Origin of the sequence: Bacillus sp. hwrm1, assembly GCF_040207805.1 — a bacterium.
GTDB lineage: Bacteria > Bacillota > Bacilli > Bacillales > Bacillaceae > Bacillus > Bacillus velezensis.
The window spans coordinates 1,688,604-1,708,260 of record NZ_CP157943.1; the positions used below are offsets into that span (position 1 = coordinate 1,688,604).

Annotated in this window: 22 protein-coding genes; 21 read left to right on the forward strand and 1 reads right to left on the reverse strand. The window is 45.8% G+C overall.

The window, feature by feature from the left end; all coding sequences use genetic code 11:
* The first annotated feature begins 1 nt into the window (after window position 1).
* The 15 genes from ABK447_RS08595 (at window position 2) to fni (ending at window position 13,298) form a co-directional block, all read left to right on the forward strand.
* Window positions 2–589, forward strand: coding sequence for a CPBP family intramembrane glutamic endopeptidase (locus tag ABK447_RS08595; RefSeq protein WP_015240111.1), 588 nt, complete (start codon window positions 2–4; stop codon window positions 587–589).
* A complete protein-coding gene (locus tag ABK447_RS08600; protein ID WP_094031811.1) occupies window positions 567–1,349 on the forward strand; it encodes a LysM peptidoglycan-binding domain-containing protein in 783 nt (260 codons plus the stop codon). The genes ABK447_RS08595 and ABK447_RS08600 overlap by 23 nt, the downstream gene beginning before the upstream one ends.
* 68 nt (window positions 1,350–1,417) lie before the next feature.
* A complete protein-coding gene (locus tag ABK447_RS08605) occupies window positions 1,418–1,876 on the forward strand; it encodes a YpbF family protein (protein ID WP_221663800.1) in 459 nt (152 codons plus the stop codon).
* 86 nt (window positions 1,877–1,962) lie between these two features.
* Entirely contained in the window at window positions 1,963–2,751 is a 789-nt protein-coding gene (locus tag ABK447_RS08610; RefSeq protein ID WP_025284937.1) for a metallophosphoesterase, read from the forward strand.
* A 151-nt stretch (window positions 2,752–2,902) separates the two neighbouring features.
* On the forward strand, window positions 2,903–3,487 hold the full coding sequence (locus ABK447_RS08615) for a genetic competence negative regulator (RefSeq protein WP_003153412.1): 585 nt from the start codon (window positions 2,903–2,905) through the stop codon (window positions 3,485–3,487).
* 160 nt (window positions 3,488–3,647) lie between these two features.
* On the forward strand, window positions 3,648–4,922 hold the full coding sequence (gudB, locus tag ABK447_RS08620) for an NAD-specific glutamate dehydrogenase (RefSeq protein ID WP_003153413.1): 1,275 nt from the start codon (window positions 3,648–3,650) through the stop codon (window positions 4,920–4,922).
* Window positions 4,923–5,027: 105 nt separating this feature from the next.
* Entirely contained in the window at window positions 5,028–6,011 is a 984-nt protein-coding gene (locus ABK447_RS08625) for a YpdA family putative bacillithiol disulfide reductase (RefSeq protein ID WP_012117874.1), read from the forward strand.
* Window positions 6,012–6,107: 96 nt separating this feature from the next.
* Window positions 6,108–6,764: a glutamic-type intramembrane protease PrsW gene (prsW, locus tag ABK447_RS08630; protein ID WP_003153415.1), complete on the forward strand. Its 657-nt coding sequence runs from the start codon at window positions 6,108–6,110 to the stop codon at window positions 6,762–6,764.
* A gap of 130 nt (window positions 6,765–6,894) precedes the next feature.
* Window positions 6,895–7,764: a spore cortex-lytic enzyme gene (sleB, locus tag ABK447_RS08635; RefSeq protein WP_012117872.1), complete on the forward strand. Its 870-nt coding sequence runs from the start codon at window positions 6,895–6,897 to the stop codon at window positions 7,762–7,764.
* 24 nt (window positions 7,765–7,788) lie between these two features.
* Window positions 7,789–9,138, forward strand: a complete 1,350-nt coding sequence (ypeB, locus tag ABK447_RS08640; protein ID WP_100001541.1) for a germination protein YpeB — start codon at window positions 7,789–7,791, stop codon at window positions 9,136–9,138.
* An 87-nt stretch (window positions 9,139–9,225) separates the two neighbouring features.
* Window positions 9,226–9,882, forward strand: coding sequence for a flagellar brake protein (locus ABK447_RS08645; RefSeq protein ID WP_025284935.1), 657 nt, complete (start codon window positions 9,226–9,228; stop codon window positions 9,880–9,882).
* Window positions 9,883–9,928: 46 nt separating this feature from the next.
* Entirely contained in the window at window positions 9,929–10,105 is a 177-nt protein-coding gene (locus tag ABK447_RS08650) for a YpfB family protein (RefSeq protein WP_159078066.1), read from the forward strand.
* A 78-nt stretch (window positions 10,106–10,183) separates the two neighbouring features.
* Window positions 10,184–10,858 (forward strand): (d)CMP kinase, encoded by a 675-nt coding sequence (gene cmk / locus ABK447_RS08655; RefSeq protein ID WP_014305316.1) that lies wholly within the window; start codon window positions 10,184–10,186, stop codon window positions 10,856–10,858.
* 227 nt (window positions 10,859–11,085) lie between these two features.
* Window positions 11,086–12,234: a 30S ribosomal protein S1 gene (rpsA, locus tag ABK447_RS08660; RefSeq protein ID WP_003153426.1), complete on the forward strand. Its 1,149-nt coding sequence runs from the start codon at window positions 11,086–11,088 to the stop codon at window positions 12,232–12,234.
* A 14-nt stretch (window positions 12,235–12,248) separates the two neighbouring features.
* Window positions 12,249–13,298, forward strand: coding sequence for a type 2 isopentenyl-diphosphate Delta-isomerase (gene fni / locus ABK447_RS08665; protein WP_052827609.1), 1,050 nt, complete (start codon window positions 12,249–12,251; stop codon window positions 13,296–13,298).
* A 34-nt stretch (window positions 13,299–13,332) separates the two neighbouring features.
* On the opposite strand, the gene ABK447_RS08670 is transcribed toward fni, so the two are convergent.
* Complete coding sequence (locus tag ABK447_RS08670; RefSeq protein WP_003153429.1) at window positions 13,333–13,464, reverse strand: YpzI family protein; 132 nt, start codon at window positions 13,462–13,464, stop codon at window positions 13,333–13,335.
* 76 nt (window positions 13,465–13,540) lie between these two features.
* Between ABK447_RS08670 and ABK447_RS08675 the strand changes: the two genes are divergently transcribed.
* The 6 genes from ABK447_RS08675 (at window position 13,541) to spoIVA (ending at window position 19,640) form a co-directional block, all read left to right on the forward strand.
* Window positions 13,541–14,143, forward strand: coding sequence for a hypothetical protein (locus ABK447_RS08675; protein WP_012117870.1), 603 nt, complete (start codon window positions 13,541–13,543; stop codon window positions 14,141–14,143).
* A 192-nt stretch (window positions 14,144–14,335) separates the two neighbouring features.
* Entirely contained in the window at window positions 14,336–15,646 is a 1,311-nt protein-coding gene (gene engA, locus ABK447_RS08680; protein WP_015240107.1) for a ribosome-associated GTPase EngA, read from the forward strand.
* Window positions 15,647–15,663: 17 nt separating this feature from the next.
* Window positions 15,664–16,701: an NAD(P)H-dependent glycerol-3-phosphate dehydrogenase gene (locus tag ABK447_RS08685; RefSeq protein WP_003153434.1), complete on the forward strand. Its 1,038-nt coding sequence runs from the start codon at window positions 15,664–15,666 to the stop codon at window positions 16,699–16,701.
* A gap of 317 nt (window positions 16,702–17,018) precedes the next feature.
* Window positions 17,019–17,222 (forward strand): DUF2768 domain-containing protein, encoded by a 204-nt coding sequence (locus ABK447_RS08690; protein ID WP_003153435.1) that lies wholly within the window; start codon window positions 17,019–17,021, stop codon window positions 17,220–17,222.
* 19 nt (window positions 17,223–17,241) lie between these two features.
* A complete protein-coding gene (locus ABK447_RS08695) occupies window positions 17,242–17,976 on the forward strand; it encodes a hypothetical protein (RefSeq protein WP_100001537.1) in 735 nt (244 codons plus the stop codon).
* A gap of 185 nt (window positions 17,977–18,161) precedes the next feature.
* Window positions 18,162–19,640: a stage IV sporulation protein A gene (gene spoIVA / locus ABK447_RS08700; RefSeq protein ID WP_007409454.1), complete on the forward strand. Its 1,479-nt coding sequence runs from the start codon at window positions 18,162–18,164 to the stop codon at window positions 19,638–19,640.
* Window positions 19,641–19,657 lie beyond the last annotated feature (17 nt).

The following is a 19,657-nucleotide window of genomic DNA, read 5'->3' on the forward strand; positions in this document are numbered from 1 at the left end:
ATTGATCCGGCAGCTCTCAGACCGGGAGATTGTGATGCAGCTGTATGCCACCCAATTGCTCATATTGGCGGTTTCAGCTATTATCGGCTTTTTCTTTTTTACCGACATTCACGATTTTTTAAAGCTGTGGCATATACGTGACGATAATATCATATGGTACGGTGTAACTCTTGCCGTCCTTGTCATTTTTGCCGATCTGGCGGTGATGAAATGGTGTCCTTCGCATTTATATGATGACGGCGGCATTAATGTATTGCTTTTTAAGAACAGGCCGGTTCTGCACATTTTGTTTTTGACGCTTCTCATTTCGTTCAGCGAAGAGATTTTGTTCAGAGGCGTTCTGCAGACACATATCGGCTTATGGGCCGCCAGCTTCATTTTTACCGTGCTTCATTTCAGATACTTGGCGAAGTGGCTTCTGTTTATGATGGTTGCGGGCATCAGTCTTTTGCTGGGGCTTATCTATGAATGGACCGGCAATTTATTCGTTCCGGTTACAGCGCATTTTATTATTGATGCGGTATTTGCCTGTCAGATCCGTTTTCAATATGTTAGGAGGGGTTTGCATGACGGAAATGTCAAGAGTTGAAAGAAGAAAAGCTCAGCTGCGTGCCGAGCAGCAGGTTGCCGCGGCCGCGGATGAACAAATTGAATATCTTGAAGACAGCCTCCCGACAAGACAATCTGTAAAAGAGGAGCGTAAAAAAAAGGAAGAGCAGGTGAAGGAAAAAACCAAAACAAAAACGCCGCTGTTCACTTTTCTGACCGTCCTGTTCATTATCGTAACAATCGGTGTCTTTTTCGGTCTTCTTTATATGACGAACAGCAGCAGATTTGACCCGAAGGACTATGAAGATGTCTTTATAGACCACAGTGAAAGCGCGCCTGCCGTTATTCCGAAAGGCGCTCAGAAAGAAACGTCAGAAACTGCTCTTTTAGAACAACCGAAAAAAAAGTCTGACGACAAAGATAAGAAAGAAGCGGCTGCACCTGAAAAAACGAAAGAAAAACCAAGTGAAAAACAAAGTGAAAAAACACCTAAAAAAACGGAAACGCCCTCAGAAAAACAAGTAAAGCCGACAGACACCGAATACGCGGAGACAAAACAGCAGTCTCCGCCGGCTGTCCGTGAAAAAGCGGCTCCGGCTGAGGCGAGTGATCAAGCCGGGACTGTCCCAAAAAAAGTGCGGACCGTACAGCATACTGTACAGCCGAAAGAAACGCTTTACCGCATTTCAATGAAATACTATAAAAGCCGGACGGGTGAAGAAAAAATCCGCAGCTACAACGGATTAAACGGAAACGACGTGTACACCGGCCAGGTTCTGAACATTCCGCTGTCTGATTAAAATAAATGCATGTTTTCACCGCGTTTTTCATATAGTGTACCAATGAAAACGGACAAGGTGTGAAGCGCATGGATTCTTTATGGAAGCAATTAGACCGATTTGCTGACGGACCGACGAAACAAATGCTTCAGGCGCTGGTGAAACGGAAATTAAAATACGAAAATTATGCCGCACAATGCCGAAGATGGCAGTGGGCGTCCCTCGTTTGTTTTTCCCTGATGTGCATACTGCTGATGTTTAAAAGCTTTAATGCCCCCCAAGCCTCTCCGCAGCTGATTCTGCAGGAAATATTAGGCCATACGGTTTACTTGTGCTGGATTATGGCTTCCGCTTTTGCGTATTGCACTTCTTGTTATTTCAAAAAAAAGGAAGAAAAAGCTGAGGGTGAATTTCATAAACTGAGATGTGAAATTATCCAAAAAAGCACGGATTTATGGCCCCAGCCTGAAAAATGGAGGGCGAGAGAATCTGTTTTTCACTTGATGAAACATCGGTATGATATCAATCTTTATTTTGAAAGCAAATAAAATGAGGCGTTTTCCGGAAAGGATAGAAACGTCTTTTTTTGTTTGTCCGTCTAATATAAGACAATGACAGAATGGAGAGTGCGTTTATGAAGCTTACAGCGGGAATTCTCGGCTCATTGGCGGGAGCGGCTGCGGTTATGGCGGCCGTTATGTACAAAACGGCAAACGGCAGCCATCTGAAAACACATACATTTACGCTTGATAAAATGAAGGGGATGAAGCCGCTCACCATCTTTTTTATATCTGACGTGCACCGCCGTTTAATTGATGAAAAGCTTCTCCGCGAAGCGGCAGGTTATAAGCCGGATGCCGTTTTGCTCGGCGGTGATATGGCGGAGGGCGGAGTTCCTTACGCCAGAATTGAAGAAAACATCAAACGTCTGACGGCTCTCGCGCCTGTCATGTATGTGTGGGGAAATAACGATTACGAGGTCAGCCAGCAAAAACTGCTCTCTCTTTTACGGGCATACAAAGTGATCCCACTGAGAAATGAATCGGTTCAGTTTGCTTATAAAGGGGAAACCGTTACGATCTGCGGCGTGGATGATATCAGGATGATGATGGATGATTACGATGCTGCAATCAGATATACGGATGCTGACAAAGTAAACCTCCTGCTTTGCCATAACCCGGACATCCATGAGCAGATGAGGGAGTCAGACGGGATTGACGCTGTGTTCAGCGGCCATACGCATGGCGGCCAAATCCGTTTCGGCCGGTTCGGGCCGTACGAATTGGGCGGGACGGGAACGGTGAAAAAAGCGCATTACCTGATCAGCAACGGCTACGGGACGACAAAAGTTCCGCTGAGGCTCGGGGCGAAACCGGAGACGCATATGATTACGCTGTGCGGACCGGATGAGCCGTCTTCCTGAAACAAACCCGGCCGCGGTGATAAAAAACGGCATTCTGCTTGTCTTCCCGCTGTACACGGTGTAAACTGATAACAAATTAAGAACCTATGACTCATTTATTCATATACTGTGTTATATGATTTGTGTGCAAGAAGAGGCAGGAGGGAACATTATGCGGCTTGAGCGTCTGAACTATAATAAGATTAAAATCTTTTTAACCCTCGACGATCTGACTGATCGGGGACTGACAAAAGAAGACCTCTGGAAGGACTCGTTTAAAGTCCACCAGTTATTTAAAGATATGATGAATGAAGCAAATACAGAGCTCGGCTTTGAAGCGAATGGTCCGATCGCGGTGGAAGTATATTCTCTTCAGGCACAAGGCATGGTTGTGATTGTAACGAAAAATCATGACGCGGACGCAGAAGATGACGAATATGACGATGATTATATCGAGATGCAGGTCAAACTTGACGAAAGCCCGGATATTATTTATCAGTTCCATTCGTTTGAAGATATCATTCAGCTTGCCGGAAGCCTTCACCGAATCGGGATTACCGGCGGCACCGTCTACCACTATGAGAACCAATACTATGTAAGCCTTGAAGACCTCGGCTCCCGTTCCGCCGAAGGCGTCATCGCGGTGCTGGCTGAATACGGACACCCGGCGACGATTACGATTTACAGGCTCCATGAGTACGGAAAACTCATCATGGACGGCAATGCTGTGGAGACCATCCAGAAACATTTTTCATAAAAAAGATTTGAAACGGCAGCTGTTTTCAGCGGCCGTCTTTTTTTAAGCGAAATAATGGAAAAATCATTGTCTTTCTTCTATGCACGGAGATATTGAAGGTGTATACTAGTCACTGAAAGGGAGCATGAGAGAAACAGAAGATTTTAGGAGGTTAACTCAAATGGCAGCCGATCGATTCACCGGTCATAATGAAGAAGACAAACATGATGTATTAAAATCAACCCAAACCGTAATACATAAAGCTCTGGAAAAATTGGGGTATCCAGAAGAAGTGTATGAACTGCTGAAAGAGCCGCTCAGATTATTAACGGTTAAAATTCCTGTTCGGATGGATGACGGGTCTGTGAAAATATTTACAGGCTATCGTGCGCAGCACAATGATTCCGTAGGTCCGACAAAAGGCGGCATTCGTTTTCACCCGAATGTAACTGAAAAAGAGGTGAAAGCACTTTCCATCTGGATGAGTTTAAAATGCGGAATTATTGATCTTCCTTATGGCGGTGGTAAAGGCGGAATTGTTTGTGATCCGAGAAATATGTCATTCAGAGAGCTTGAAAGACTGAGCAGGGGATATGTCAGAGCAATCAGTCAGATTGTCGGACCGACTAAAGACGTCCCGGCACCTGACGTATTTACAAACTCACAGATTATGGCTTGGATGATGGATGAATATTCAAGAATTGATGAATTTAACTCACCCGGCTTTATTACGGGAAAACCGCTTGTACTCGGCGGATCCCACGGCAGGGAATCAGCGACGGCAAAAGGCGTCACCATCTGCATAAAAGAAGCGGCCAAGAAAAAAGGTCTCGATATTCAGAACGCGCGCGTCGTCGTACAAGGTTTCGGAAACGCGGGCAGCTATCTGGCCAAGTTTATGCATGACGCCGGCGCGAAAGTTGTCGGAATTTCTGACGCGTACGGAGGCCTTTACGATCCGGACGGTCTTGATATTGATTATCTGCTTGATCGCAGAGACAGCTTCGGAACGGTGACGAAGCTTTTCAATGACACCATTACGAATCAGGAGCTGCTTGAGCTGGACTGTGATATACTTGTCCCGGCGGCGATCGAAAACCAAATTACAGAAGAGAACGCTGACCGCATCAAAGCGAAAATCGTTGTAGAAGCGGCAAACGGACCGACGACACTGGAAGGAACGAAAATCCTGACAGACAAAGGAACGCTGCTGGTTCCCGATGTTCTGGCGAGCGCCGGCGGTGTAACGGTTTCTTATTTCGAATGGGTTCAAAACAACCAAGGCTTCTACTGGAGTGAAGAAGAAGTCGAGGAAAAACTGGAAAATATGATGATAAAATCGTTTAATAATATTTATGAAATGTCCCAAAACCGCCGGATTGACATGAGGCTTGCGGCTTACATGGTCGGCGTGCGGAAAATGGCGGAGGCTTCGCGTTTCAGAGGCTGGATATAAACCAATCGTTTGCATAAACAAAAAAAATCTCCTATGATAATATAGGAGATTTTTTATATGAGTGGAAACTTATGATGGAAATGCCAATCGCAGGAGTTGAAGGACATGACAGAAGAAAAAGCAATTATAATAGGCGGAGGTCCTTGCGGATTATCGGCGGCTATACATCTGAAGCAAATTGGCGTGAACGCGCTTGTGATCGAAAAAGGGAATGTCGTAAACAGCATTTATAACTATCCGACCCACCAAACTTTTTTCAGTTCAAGTGAAAAATTGGAGATCGGCGATGTCGCCTTTATTACGGAAAACAGAAAACCGGTCCGCATACAGGCTCTCTCTTACTACAGAGAGGTTGTCAGAAGAAAAGAGCTGCGCGTAAACGCCTTTGAAACGGTGGAGCGCGTAACGAAACAGGAAGACGGCCGTTTTCTTGTAGAAACATCAAAAGACCGCTACCTCACTCCGTTTTGTATCATTGCGACAGGATATTATGATCATCCGAATTATATGAACATACCGGGTGAAGGGCTTCCTAAGGTATTTCATTACTTTAAAGAAGGCCATCCTTATTTTGATAAAGATGTTGCTGTGATCGGCGGGAAAAACTCAAGTGTGGACGCGGCTTTGGAACTGGTGAAGTCCGGTGCGCGCGTCACGGTGCTCTACAGAGGACATGAGTACTCCCCGAGCATCAAGCCGTGGATTCTGCCTGAGTTTGAGGCCCTCGTCAGAAACGGCACAATCCGGATGGAATTCGGCGCTTGTCTTGAAGAAGTGACGGAAGATGAAATCATTTTCCGCTCCGGCCGAAATGAGACGGTCCGGCTGAAAAACGATTTCGTATTTGCCATGACGGGATACCATCCCGATCACGGTTTCCTCGAAAAAATCGGTGTGCGGATTGATGCGGAATCAGGCCGGCCGTTTTTCCGGGAAGAAACGATGGAAACAAATGTTGACGGTGTTTTTATCGCCGGAGTCATTGCGGCTGGAAATAACGCCAACGAAATTTTTATCGAGAACGGCCGTTTTCACGGCGGCTTGATCGCAAATGAAATATCAAAACGGCTGGGTGCAGAGAGCATATGATCATTCATATGCTCTTTTTTAAAAAAATTGAAAGATGTAAAAATGTGAACAACATGGTACGATAGATATAGGAATATAAAGGAAAGAGGTTGCCTGATGTTTGCAATCATCTCTGCAGGAATTGCTCCCGGCATTGCGCTGTTAAGCTATTTTTATTTAAAAGATCAGTATGACAATGAACCCGTACATATGGTGCTGAGGTCTTTTTTTCTCGGGGTTGTCCTTGTGTTTCCGACCATGTTTATCCAATATGTTCTTGAAAAAGAGCATGTGGGGGGAGGAAGCTTTTTCGTTTCGTTTTTGTCTTCGGGATTTCTGGAAGAATCGGTGAAATGGTTCGTTCTGATGATCAGTGTGTATCCGCATGCTCATTTTGATGAGCATTATGACGGAATCGTTTACGGGGCCAGTGTGTCTTTAGGATTTGCCACGCTTGAAAATATTCTGTATTTATTCGGCCACGGCGTTGAGCATGCTTTCATCAGGGCGCTTCTGCCGGTCTCCTGCCATGCGCTGATCGGAGTGATTATGGGATTTTATCTCGGAAAAGCCCGCTTTTCGCAGAAAAAAGCCCGTGTCAAATGGCTTGTGATTTCGCTGGCCGTGCCTTCATGTCTGCACGGTTCTTACGATTTTATTCTTACCGCCCTCAATCATTGGGTATATTATATGCTGCCGTTTATGCTGTTTTTATGGTGGTTCGGGCTGCGAAAGGCAAAAAAAGCACGCTCCGTCAATATGATCCAAGTGTGAAGAAACCGCGCGTCGCGTGCGGTTTCTTTTTTATGCCTTGACAGGGGATAAGAAGGAAACGTGCATAAAAATAACCTCGTGACAGACAATACGGGTACACTTTAAATTTTGCAGTAGGAGGCTTGAAGAGATGAAGTGCAAAGGAGCCTTTATGGCATGTCTCATTCTATTTTCTTTCGCCGCTGCTTTCTTCGATCATCATGAAACGGTTCATGCGTTTTCAAATCAAGTGATTCAAAGAGGCGCGACGGGTGATGATGTTATAGAATTGCAGGCCCGTCTTCAATATAACGGATTTTATAACGGGAAAATCGATGGTGTTTACGGCTGGACCACATACTGGGCCGTGAGAAATTTTCAGGAGAAATTCGGCATGAAGCCGGTTGACGGCCTCGTCGGCGCGAAAACCAAACAGGTGCTGATTTCTAAATCAAAATATTACCGTGAATATGTAATGGAGCAGATCCAAAAAGGGAATACGTTCACTCATTATGGCAACGTCCCATTGAAAAACCAAACAAAACCGAGAGCCGGAACGCAGAAGCCGGCGGGAACGAATAAGCCTGCTCAAAAGCCGCAAAACAAAACAGGCGGTCAGTCAAATCAAAAGCAAAATACGACAGCGGCCAATATGCCTGGCGGTTTCTCAAACAACGACATCAATCTTCTGGCACAGGCTGTGTACGGGGAAGCGCGCGGTGAGCCGTTTGAAGGGCAGGTTGCCATCGCCGCGGTTATTTTAAACCGTATTAAAAGCCCGTTATTTCCGAATACGGTGGCCGGCGTCATTTTCGAACCGCTCGCGTTTACCGCCGTTGCCGACGGCCAAATATATATGCAGCCGAATGAAAGAGCAAAAGAAGCGGTTCTTGATGCGATTAACGGCTGGGATCCTTCTGAAAACGCGATTTATTATTTCAATCCTGATACGGCGACAAGCAAATGGATTTGGGGACGTCCGCAGATAAAAAGAATCGGAAAACACATTTTCTGTGAGTAAAAGTACGCAAAATGAGGTGTTAACATGATTAGAGGAATCATTATCGCTGTTCTCGGTGTCGCGATCGCCGCAACCGGATACTGGGGATATAAAGAGCATCAGGAAAAAGATGCGGTCCTTCTGCATGCGGAAAATAATTATCAGAGGGCTTTTCATGAATTGACGTACCATGTTGATCAGCTTCACGACAAAATCGGGACGACGCTTGCGATGAACAGTAAAAAATCTCTGTCTCCGGCGCTCATTGATGTATGGAGAATAACATCTGAAGCTCATAACAATGTGAGCCAGCTGCCCCTGACTCTCATGCCTTTTAATAAGACGGAGGAGTTTTTATCCAACATAGGAGATTTCAGCTATAAAACATCCGTCCGGGATTTAGACCAAAAACCGCTTGATAAGAAAGAATATACAACACTGAACAGCCTGTACAAACAGGCGGAGAACATTCAAAACCAGCTCCGCAGCGTTCAGCATCTCGTCATGAGCAAAAATTTACGGTGGATGGATGTTGAGATGGCGCTCGCCTCTGACAAAAAACAAAGCGATAATACGATCGTCGACAGCTTTAAAACAGTCGAAAAAAATGTAGGCGCTTTTTCTGAAGACAGCATCAGCCCCACATTTACGGGAGCAAATACAGAACGAAAAGGTTTTACGCATCTGAAAGGAAAACAAATTACGGAAAAAGAAGCGGTCAAAATCGCACAACGGTTTGCGCCTGATCATAATTATTCAATTAAAGTGGTCAAAAGCGGCAGTAAAACGAATCGGGACGTATACAGCATCCGCATGAAAGACGCGGACAACAAGTCTTTTATCTATATGGATATTACCCAAAAAGGCGGACATCCGGTCTATTTGATTCAAAAACGGGCCGTGAAGAAACAAAAGATCAGCCTCAATGAAGCATCAAACCGGGCCGTCGCGTTTTTAAAGAAAAATGGATATGAAACAAAAGGCCTCGAAATTGATGAAAGCGCGCAATATAATAACATCGGCGTCTTTTCTTTTATCCCCGTGGAGAAAAACGTCCGCATTTATCCGGAAGCCATCCGAATGAAAGTGGCGCTGGATGATGGTGAAGTCGTCGGTTTTTCCGCGCGTGATTACCTGGCGGCGCACCGCACGAGAACGATTCCGGCTCCCGCTTTGTCAGCTGATGAAGCGAAAGCGAAGCTGAATAAAAATGTTGAAGTGCGGGAGACGCGGCAGGCGCTGATCACGAATGAGCTCGGTCAGGAAGTGCTTTGCTACGAAATGCTTGGGACGATCGGGAAAGACACGTATCAAATGTTCATTAATGCGGACGACGGAAAAGAGGAAAAAATAGAAAAGTTAAAAAGTGCAGAACCTATATATAAAGACCTATAAAAATAAAGGAGGAAAGGACTAAAAGTCTTTTCCTTTTTTTCGTTACATGCTTTAATAAAAGCATAAATAATGAAAGAGTGAAGGCCCATGATAGCTGTCGGAGATTATATTTGGATTGAATACATAGAGAACAATGAGCCCAAAAAAGCGAGGAGCAAAGCAGTAAGCGTTGAAAACGGCGAACTGCACATCTCATATCCCGTCGATCTGGATTCGGGACGGACGGTCTTTTTGCATAAAGGATTGGAAATAACAGCGGAATTTATGGGGAATGGCCACGTGCCGTATCAATTTAAAAGCATAATCAAAGGAAAGAAAAAAGACCCCATCCCGATGATCGGATTGGACATCCCCCCTCAGGAGGAAATGAAGCGGATTCAAAGACGCCGATACGTCCGTGCAGACGCAGTATTGGATGTATCCGTCAAAATGGAAGCGAAAAAAACCGCTTTCCAAACGGTTTCCTCTAATATCAGCGCCGGCGGAATCGCTGTTGTGATGCCTGAGCATATTTCCGCGGAACCAGGTGAAAAGCTGTATGTCTCATTTTCTCTTCCCGGCAAGGAAAATACAGCCGATATTACGTCCGAGGCTGTTACCCAGCGGATTTTTTATGATGAAAAGGCGGATAAACAAAAAATGACGCTTGAATTTGCAGAAATCGATCCCGCATCACAGCAGCTTTTACTCCAATATTGTATGCGCGCGCAGCTTCAGCAGAGAAGAAACAGTCTGTCGGAATAAACAGCAGCGCACTTTTCCATACTAATCCTAATGGAGGTGCGCGTATATGAAAACGTTTGAACGTCTGCTGGTCAAATTGGTCTGCATTCAGCTTATAATTTTGGGCGCGGTGCAATTTTTGCTTCATTATCAGCCTATTGAACCTTATATTTCGAAAGCTGTGAAATATGAGGGAGTTGATAAAATGGAGAAAAAAGAATGGATTGAAACGGCAAAGCGGTAAATCAGCTCAATTTTTTCGCCCCTTTTCCGGCAGTTCATGATACAATCCATAGAGGAGAAAAGAGCAAGGAGAGAGATTATGGACAAGAAATTATCAATTGCGATCGACGGGCCGGCCGCTGCCGGAAAAAGCACCGTTGCTAAAATAGTGGCTGAGAAAAAATCATATGTGTACATTGATACAGGAGCGATGTATCGTGCCATTACATATACGGCGCTCAAGCAGAATGCCGATTTAACTGATGAAGCAGCGCTTACAGAGCTGCTGAAGCGTACGGAAATTGAGCTTGTATCCGCTCCGGAAGGACAAATCGTTCTGGTAAACGGAGAAGATGTGACAGAAGAAATCCGTAAAGACGAAGTCAGCAACCAAGTATCAATCGCCGCCAAGCATAAAGGCGTCAGAGAAGAAATGGTCAAAAGACAGCAGCAGCTCGGACAAAAAGGCGGTGTCGTCATGGACGGCCGTGATATCGGTACTCACGTGCTGCCTGATGCCGAAGTGAAAATTTTTCTGCTCGCGTCCGTAGAGGAAAGAGCGAAGCGCCGATATGAAGAGAATAAGAAAAAAGGCTATGACGTGAATTACGAGACGCTCATTGAAGAAATTGCCAGACGCGACAAACTCGATTCAGAGAGGGAAGTTTCCCCGCTGCGCAAAGCGGAAGACGCGATTGAAATCGATACGACGTCACTCAGCATTGCCGAAGTCGCAGGAAAAATTCTGGAGATCGTCGAACAGAAATCACGTTAACTTCGGGCGGAGCGCTTTATAATTTTTTTCGAAAGACAAGATGTTATTGCTTGACAAACCAGTCCATTTATTAGAAGTTAATACTAATAAAACTTTTTATTGATCATTCAAAATCTTTTTTGGATGATTCTTTAATACATATTCGGCTGAAAAGCGGACATTCACATGTTCAGCTTTCAAACCGTATTAATTAAGCTGTGTAGGTTTGGACCAAGGAGGTTATTCAAATGACAGAGGAAATGAATCAAATTGATGTTCAAGTGCCAGAGGTTGGAGATGTAGTAAAAGGGATTGTGACAAAGGTAGAGGACAAGCATGTAGATGTCGAAATTGTCAATGTCAAACAGTCCGGAATCATTCCAATCAGTGAATTATCAAGTCTTCATGTAGAGAAAGCATCGGATGTCGTAAAAGTTGACGACGAGCTTGACCTGAAAGTAACAAAAGTGGAAGACGATGCTTTGATTTTATCTAAACGTGCCGTTGATGCTGACCGCGCTTGGGAAGACCTTGAAAAAAAATTCGACACAAAAGAAGTGTTTGAAGCTGAAGTGAAAGATGTGGTGAAAGGCGGTCTCGTCGTTGATATCGGCGTTCGCGGCTTCATTCCCGCATCACTTGTCGAAGCTCATTTCGTCGAGGATTTCACTGACTATAAAGGGAAAACCCTCTCTCTTATCGTCGTTGAACTCGACCGTGATAAAAACCGGGTGATTCTGTCACACCGGGCTGTAGTGGAAAAAGAACAGACAGCCAAAAAGCATGATTTTCTCCAAACGCTTGAGGTTGGAAGCGTGCTTGAAGGAAAAGTGCAGCGTCTGACTGATTTCGGCGCATTTGTCGACATCGGCGGAATTGACGGGCTTGTTCATATTTCGCAGCTGTCTCATTCACACGTCGAAAAACCGTCTGACGTGGTGGAAGAAGGTCAGGACGTAAAAGTGAAAGTACTGTCCGTAGACCGCGATAACGAACGTATTTCTTTATCTATTAAAGAAACGCTGCCGGGACCTTGGAGCCAGATCGGCGAAAAGGTAAAACAGGGAGATGTGCTTGAAGGAAAAGTGCAGCGCCTTGTAAGCTTCGGCGCCTTCGTTGAAATTCTTCCGGGCGTGGAAGGACTTGTGCACATTTCGCAAATTTCCAATAAACATATCGGAACGCCGCATGAAGTGCTTGAAGAAGGACAGACTGTTAAAGTGAAAGTGCTTGACGTGAACGAAAGCGAAGAGCGCATTTCCTTAAGCATGCGTGAGCTTGAAGAAGCGCCGAAAGCCGATCAGGAGGACTTCCGCCAATACCAGGCGAAAGAAGAGCCGAGCACCGGCTTCCAGCTTGGCGATTTAATCGGAGACAAGCTTAATAAATTAAAATAAATTGGTGATAAAACGTGACACGAGCAGAACGAAAAAGAGAACATATAAATCATGCGCTGTCTACCGGCCAAAACCGGGAAACGGGGCTTGATGATATTACGTTTGTTCATGTCAGCCTACCGAACCTAGCATTGGAAAAAGTGGATATATCAACGAAAATCGGCGGACTCACAAGCAGTTCGCCGATTTTTATCAATGCGATGACAGGCGGCGGCGGACAGCTTACATACGAAATTAACAGATCGCTGGCAATAGCCGCGCGCAAAGCCGGCATGCCGCTGGCTGTCGGTTCGCAAATGTCAGCTTTAAAAGATCCCTCCGAACGGTGTTCTTACGAGATCGTCAGAAAAGAGAATCCGGACGGGCTGATATTTGCCAATTTAGGCAGCGAGGCGGATGCCGAGCAAGCGAAAAGAGCAGTTGATATGATTCAAGCAGATGCCCTCCAGATTCATTTAAATGTGATTCAGGAGATCGTCATGCCAGAGGGTGACAGAAGCTTTACTGGCGCTCTCGGCCGTATTGAGCGGATTGCGGCGGAAGCGGGAGTTCCCGTTTTTGTCAAAGAAGTCGGCTTCGGAATGAGCAGGGAATCGGCACGGCAGTTATTTGATGCTGGCGCAGCAGCAGTTGATGCCGGCGGATACGGCGGTACAAATTTCTCTAAGATTGAAAATATGCGCAGAGAGAAGGCGCTTCAATTTTTTAATACGTGGGGGATTTCCACTGCCGCAAGCTTAGCGGAAATCCACTCGCTCTCCGCTGATCAATCAATTATCGCATCCGGCGGGCTGCAAAGCGCCCTGGATGTCGCCAAATCGATTGCCCTCGGCGCTTCCGGCGCGGGAATGGCGGGCACTTTTCTGAAAGCTCTCACCTCTAAAGGAGAAGAGGGCCTGTTTGACGAGATGACGGCGCTTTTGCAAGAGCTGAAAATGATTATGACCGCCCTCGGATGCCAATCGGTTTCCCAATTGCAAAAGGCGCCTTTGGTCATAAAAGGTGACACACATCACTGGCTTTCTGAACGGGGGATTGACACGTCCCGTTTCAGCAGACGTTAAAAGGCATGCGAACCCGCATGCCTTTTTCTGTTTTTTACGATTTTCTTTTTCGGAATTCCCCGTTTTGCTCAAGGCTTGTCGCTCCTTTATGGTGAATCGAATCATCGCGATCAGATTCCACTCGTCGGGAGGCTTTCAGTTTTTTCTCCTGTCTGTCTTTTCCCATCCTTATCCGCTCCTTTCAGGCATAATTGGTTTAAAAAATGCGTTCCCGCTCCATACTGATCAGAGGAGGAGCGATTATGGAACCGTTTTATTATTACTGGTCAATGTGGTTTTTATGGATACTTGCGACTTTTATTTTTGCCAAAACAAAAAGCCGTTTTTACGTATCAGTCTTTATTTTGACTAATATGATGGCAAGCATACATCAGATTACGGCTTATTTTACGCTGAATGCGGCATATGTCATGTTTTTTGCTGCGGCATTTGTTTATGCGGGAAGCCTCGGCATGCATAAACGGCTCCGTAATATTGTGATTCATCTGACGGCGGCTGCGGCGTACGGCTTTATTTTTCTTTTTGCATTATATGATCCTGTTTGGTTTATCATAAAACCTGAATGGGCGGCGGTTATACTGCTTACCGTTATTACGCTTTCCGTTGAGGGGCGGTTCCCTGAGAGGCTTTGTCTTTTTGTTCTCGGCATGTGCCAGGGGGAGCTATTGTATGCTGCGGTCATCCGCAATATTGCGGGTGCTGCAGCCGTCGGGGATTATAAATGGCTTTCAGGATGTTCGGCGGGAGTGATTCTTCTCGTCGGGCTGACTACATATGAACAGCTTGCGGCGCGCATCAGCCAAAAAAGCAAAAAGCAGGGCAAAGGAGCGACAAAAATGTCTTGAAAACAGACGGAGACTGTTACATGAATGCGAAACATTTTGAAGAATACATTGTGATCTCAGTGAAAACTGATATAATAAATGAGTTAAGCCCTTCTGTTTGAAGGGTTCTTTTCATAGCGAAGATGATTTTTAATAACCGGTTGAACAATTTTTTGTGAAAATGTAAGCGGCTGGATTGAAAGGAAGGGTACTATGGGTAAACCTGTCGTAGCCATTGTCGGAAGACCGAATGTGGGAAAATCCACAATCTTTAACCGGATTGCGGGTGAAAGAATTTCAATAGTAGAAGATACCCCCGGAGTGACGCGGGACCGGATATACAGTTCGGCGGAATGGCTGAATTATGATTTTAACCTGATTGATACGGGCGGAATTGATATCGGAGACGAACCGTTTCTGACACAGATCCGCCAGCAGGCTGAAATCGCCATGGACGAGGCTGATGTGATCATCTTTATGGTGAACGGCCGCGAAGGTGTGACGTCTGCGGATGAAGAAGTGGCGAAAATACTGTACCGGACGAAAAAACCGGTCGTATTAGCCGTAAATAAATTAGATAATACCGAAATGAGAGCGAACATCTATGACTTTTATGCGCTCGGCTTTGGAGAACCGTATCCGATTTCGGGCACACACGGTTTAGGATTGGGAGATTTGCTCGATGCTTGTGCCGAGCATTTTAAAAACATTCCGGAGACGAAGTACAGTGATGATGTCGTTCAATTCTGCCTGATCGGCCGCCCGAATGTCGGAAAATCATCCCTTGTCAATGCGATGCTCGGCGAAGAGCGGGTTATCGTGAGCAACGTAGCCGGAACGACTAGAGACGCTGTGGATACGGCGTTCACCTACAATCAGCAGGAATTTGTAATCGTTGACACGGCGGGAATGAGAAAAAAGGGTAAAGTATATGAAACAACAGAAAAATACAGTGTGCTTCGGGCGTTAAAAGCCATTGACCGCTCAGACGTCGTCGGCGTTGTGCTGAATGCAGAAGAAGGCATCCTTGAGCAGGACAAGCGGATCGCCGGATACGCCCATGAAGCCGGGAAAGCCGTCGTCATTATCGTAAACAAATGGGATGCCGTTGATAAAGACGAGCGCACGATGAAAGAATTTGAACAGAATATTCGGGAACATTTCCAATTTCTCGATTACGCGCCGGTGCTGTTTATGTCGGCACTGACGACAAAGCGGATTCATACACTCATGCCTGCGATTATTAAAGCGAGTGAAAACCACTCTCTCCGCGTGCAGACAAATATCTTAAATGATGTCATTATGGATGCGGTCGCCATGAATCCGACTCCGACGCACAACGGCTCCCGTCTGAAAATTTACTATGCGACTCAAGTCGCTGTTAAGCCGCCGAGCTTCGTTGTTTTTGTCAACGATCCGGAACTGATGCATTTTTCTTATGAACGCTTTTTAGAAAACCGAATCCGGGACGCTTTCGGATTTGAAGGTACGCCAATTAAAATATTTGCAAGAGCAAGAAAATAAAAAGGTGTGATACAGAGATGAAAAAAGTGGCAATGCTTGGAGCGGGAAGCTGGGGCACTGCACTTTCTTTAGTGCTGGCTGATAACGGACATCAAGTCATGATGTGGGGACACCGTGCCGAATTGATCGATCAAATCAACGAACTGCATGAAAACAAAGATTACCTGCCGGGGGTGGAGCTATCAAGTTCTATCATCGGTACAGCTGATTTAAGCGAGGCTTTAAAAGGAGCTGACTTCATCATTGTGGCAGTTCCGACAAAAGCCATTCGGGAAGTGCTGAAAAAGGCTCTGCCGTACATCCCGAAACAATCGATTTTTGTTCATGTCAGCAAGGGAATTGAGCCGGATTCGCTTCTCCGCATTTCAGAATTAATGGAAGAGGAGCTGCCTGAGGAGTACAGAAAAGACATCGTCGTGCTTTCAGGGCCGAGCCACGCTGAGGAAGTCGGATTAAGACACCCGACGACTGTTACATCATCTTCAAAAAATATCAAGGCTGCAGAAGCGGTTCAGGATTTATTCATGAACCAGCATTTCCGCGTCTATACCAATCCGGATATGATCGGTGTGGAAATAGGGGGAGCGTTAAAGAATATCATCGCTCTTGCAGCGGGGATTACAGACGGATTGGGATACGGAGATAATGCAAAAGCGGCCTTAATCACCCGAGGTCTTGCTGAAATCGCCAGACTCGGCACAAAGATGGGCGGAAATCCGCTCACCTTTTCCGGCCTGACCGGCGTAGGCGATTTAATCGTGACGTGTACAAGCGTTCATTCCCGAAACTGGCGCGCCGGCAACCTGCTCGGCAAAGGATATAAGCTGGAAGCTGTCCTGGATAAGATGGGGATGGTTGTTGAAGGCGTGCGGACGACGAAAGCTGCGTATCAGCTGTCTCAAAAATACCAAGTGAAAATGCCGATCACAGAGGCGCTTCATCAAGTATTATTTAACGGGCAGAAGGTAGAAACGGCCGTAGAATCCTTAATGGCCAGAGTGAAAACCCATGAGATGGAAGACTTGGTCAACACATTCGAAAACCGGGTGAAGTGACAATACCATGCCGTCAGCATATTCTGAAGTGACGAAAGTCCAAAACGCAGAACTCTCCGGCTGAAATCGCTTAAAACATTTGCTGATTTAGGCAGAAGAGGATGCAGACGTATGCATCTGCGCATACTATAGCATCGAAGTCCAAGAGAGTGTATCTCAGACGTACAGGTGAATATAGTCAACTTGACTGAAGCAAAGTCCCCCTCTTTGCTTCAGTTTTTTTGTTTTTCAATAGATGGAAAACCTGTTGATCTTTTCAACATTTGTATATTAAAATGAAATATAACGCTTACAATGATGGGACGGGGGGCACGAACGTGAGTGTGGCATTGATGAAAATGTGGTTTGCGCTTGGTGCTATGGGATTAATGTTTGTTGCAGTGGCCTCTATTTATGTCAGCAGGTACAAAGTGAAAAACAAACTGATAAAAGCAGCGGTTTCTTCACTCGCTTATGCCTGCATGGTCATCTCGGGATTGATCGTGTTAATGGTCGTTTTCAGCGGGCCTGTCAATGAATAAAGCAAAAAGGGGGCGCGGAATGCATAAGTTAAAAATGGCCGTCATAACGGCAATGGCGGTGCTCCTGCTGTCCGGCTGTCTGTACCCTGAAGCGGAAAAAACTGAAAATAAAGTATCTTACAAACATCAGCTTCAGCAGGTGCAAGCGGCAGTGGATGAATTTAAAAAGGCGAACGGCGGACTTCTGCCGATTCAGACAAAAGATATGAAAACACCGCTCTATCAAAAATATCCGATAGATTTTAAGCGGCTCGCGCCCAGATACATAGAGGAGCCGCCGGCCTCAGCTTATGAAAGCGGGGGAATGTACCAATACGTGCTTGTCGATGTGGAACATAAGCCGACCGTCAAGCTGGTCGATCTCCAAATGGCGGAAGCAATCCGCGACATGAAGCTGCGTGTCAAAATGTATCAGGAAAAGCATACATATCCTCCCTATGAGGACGCCGTTTCAAAAGGGCTGTTCACTTTAAATAAAAAAAAGCTCGGCACGAAAGACTCTCCTTCAGTCAAAAGTCCGGTTTCAGGCACGTCTCTGCCGCTTTTAATCGGTGCTGACGGAGAAATCTATGCCGACTATCGCGTCGATCTCGCCCGCTGCCTGAAGGAAAACAAAAAGAAAATCAAACCGGGCGCGGAAATTCAAGATATTTTATGGAAAGAGACTCCTTTCGTCCCGGCCTTTTCAGTCACATACACCGTAAATGAAAAACAGGAACCCGTTTTTTTAGAAAGTCAAACGAAACAGGAATGAACCTTTTTCCCGCGCATACAAATAGGGAGAAAGGTTTTTTTGATTTTGATAGAAAAGACTGCCTGAAAATTTTCTAAAGATGTCATATTGAAATAGGACAACGTCATACACATATAGTGTCCTGTATTTGATTGGAGAATGGTGAATGAAAAATGATAAGGATAGGAAGTCCGGGAGGGGATCACTTGGAAAAGGTCGATATTTTCAAGGATATCGCTGAACGAACAGGGGGCGATATATACTTAGGAGTCGTTGGCGCTGTCCGTACAGGGAAATCTACATTCATTAAAAAATTTATGGAGCTCGTGGTGCTCCCGAATATCAGCAATGAGGCCGATCGAGCGCGGGCGCAGGATGAGCTTCCGCAAAGCGCAGCAGGAAAAACGATAATGACCACAGAACCAAAATTTGTCCCGAATCAAGCCATGTCCGTTCATGTCGCGGAAGGACTTGATGTCAACATCCGTCTTGTGGATTGTGTGGGATATACGGTTCCCGGGGCGAAGGGATATGAGGATGAAAACGGCCCGAGAATGATCAATACACCTTGGTACGAAGAACCGATTCCCTTTCATGAGGCAGCGGAAATCGGTACGAGAAAAGTCATCCAGGAACACTCCACAATCGGGGTCGTCATTACGACAGACGGCTCAATCGGCGATATTGCGCGGGGCGATTACGTGGAAGCGGAAGAAAGAGTCATCGACGAGCTGAAGGAAGTCGGCAAACCGTTTATTATGGTCATCAACTCGGTAAAACCGTACCACCCGGAAACAGAAGCGCTCAGAGCTGAATTAAGCGCGAAATATGATATTCCCGTCCTCGCCATGAGTGTTGAAAGCATGCGGGAAACAGATGTGTTAAGCGTCCTCAGAGAAGCGCTTTACGAGTTCCCTGTGCTGGAAGTCAATGTCAACCTTCCGAGCTGGGTCATGGTGCTGAAAGAAAATCACTGGCTCAGAGAGAGCTACCAGGAATCAGTGAAAGAAACCGTAAAAGATATTAAACGCCTGCGCGATGTCGACCGGGTTGTCGGCCACTTCAGTGAATTTGAGTTTATTGAAAGCGCCGGTCTGGCCGGAATCGAACTTGGCCAGGGTGTCGCAGAAATTGATTTGTATGCGCCGGATCATTTATATGACCAGATTTTAAAAGAAGTTGTCGGTGTTGAAATCCGCGGGAAAGACCACCTGCTTGAATTAATGCAGGACTTCGCCCACGCGAAAAAAGAATATGATCAGGTATCAGATGCGCTGAAAATGGTGAAACAGACCGGCTACGGCATTGCCGCCCCGGCCTTAGCCGATATGAGCCTTGATGAACCGGAAATCATCAGACAGGGATCAAGGTTCGGAGTAAGGCTCAAAGCGGTCGCTCCGTCCATTCATATGATCAAAGTGGATGTGGAAAGTGAATTCGCGCCGATCATCGGGACGGAAAAACAAAGTGAAGAACTTGTCCGTTACTTAATGCAGGACTTTGAAGATGATCCGCTTTCTATCTGGAACTCCGATATTTTCGGCAGATCATTGAGCTCTATCGTAAGAGAAGGAATCTCCGCAAAACTGTCACTCATGCCGGAAAATGCGAGATATAAACTGAAAGAAACGCTGGAGAGAATTATTAACGAAGGCTCAGGCGGCCTGATCGCCATTATTTTGTAAGCTGAAGGACCTCTTCC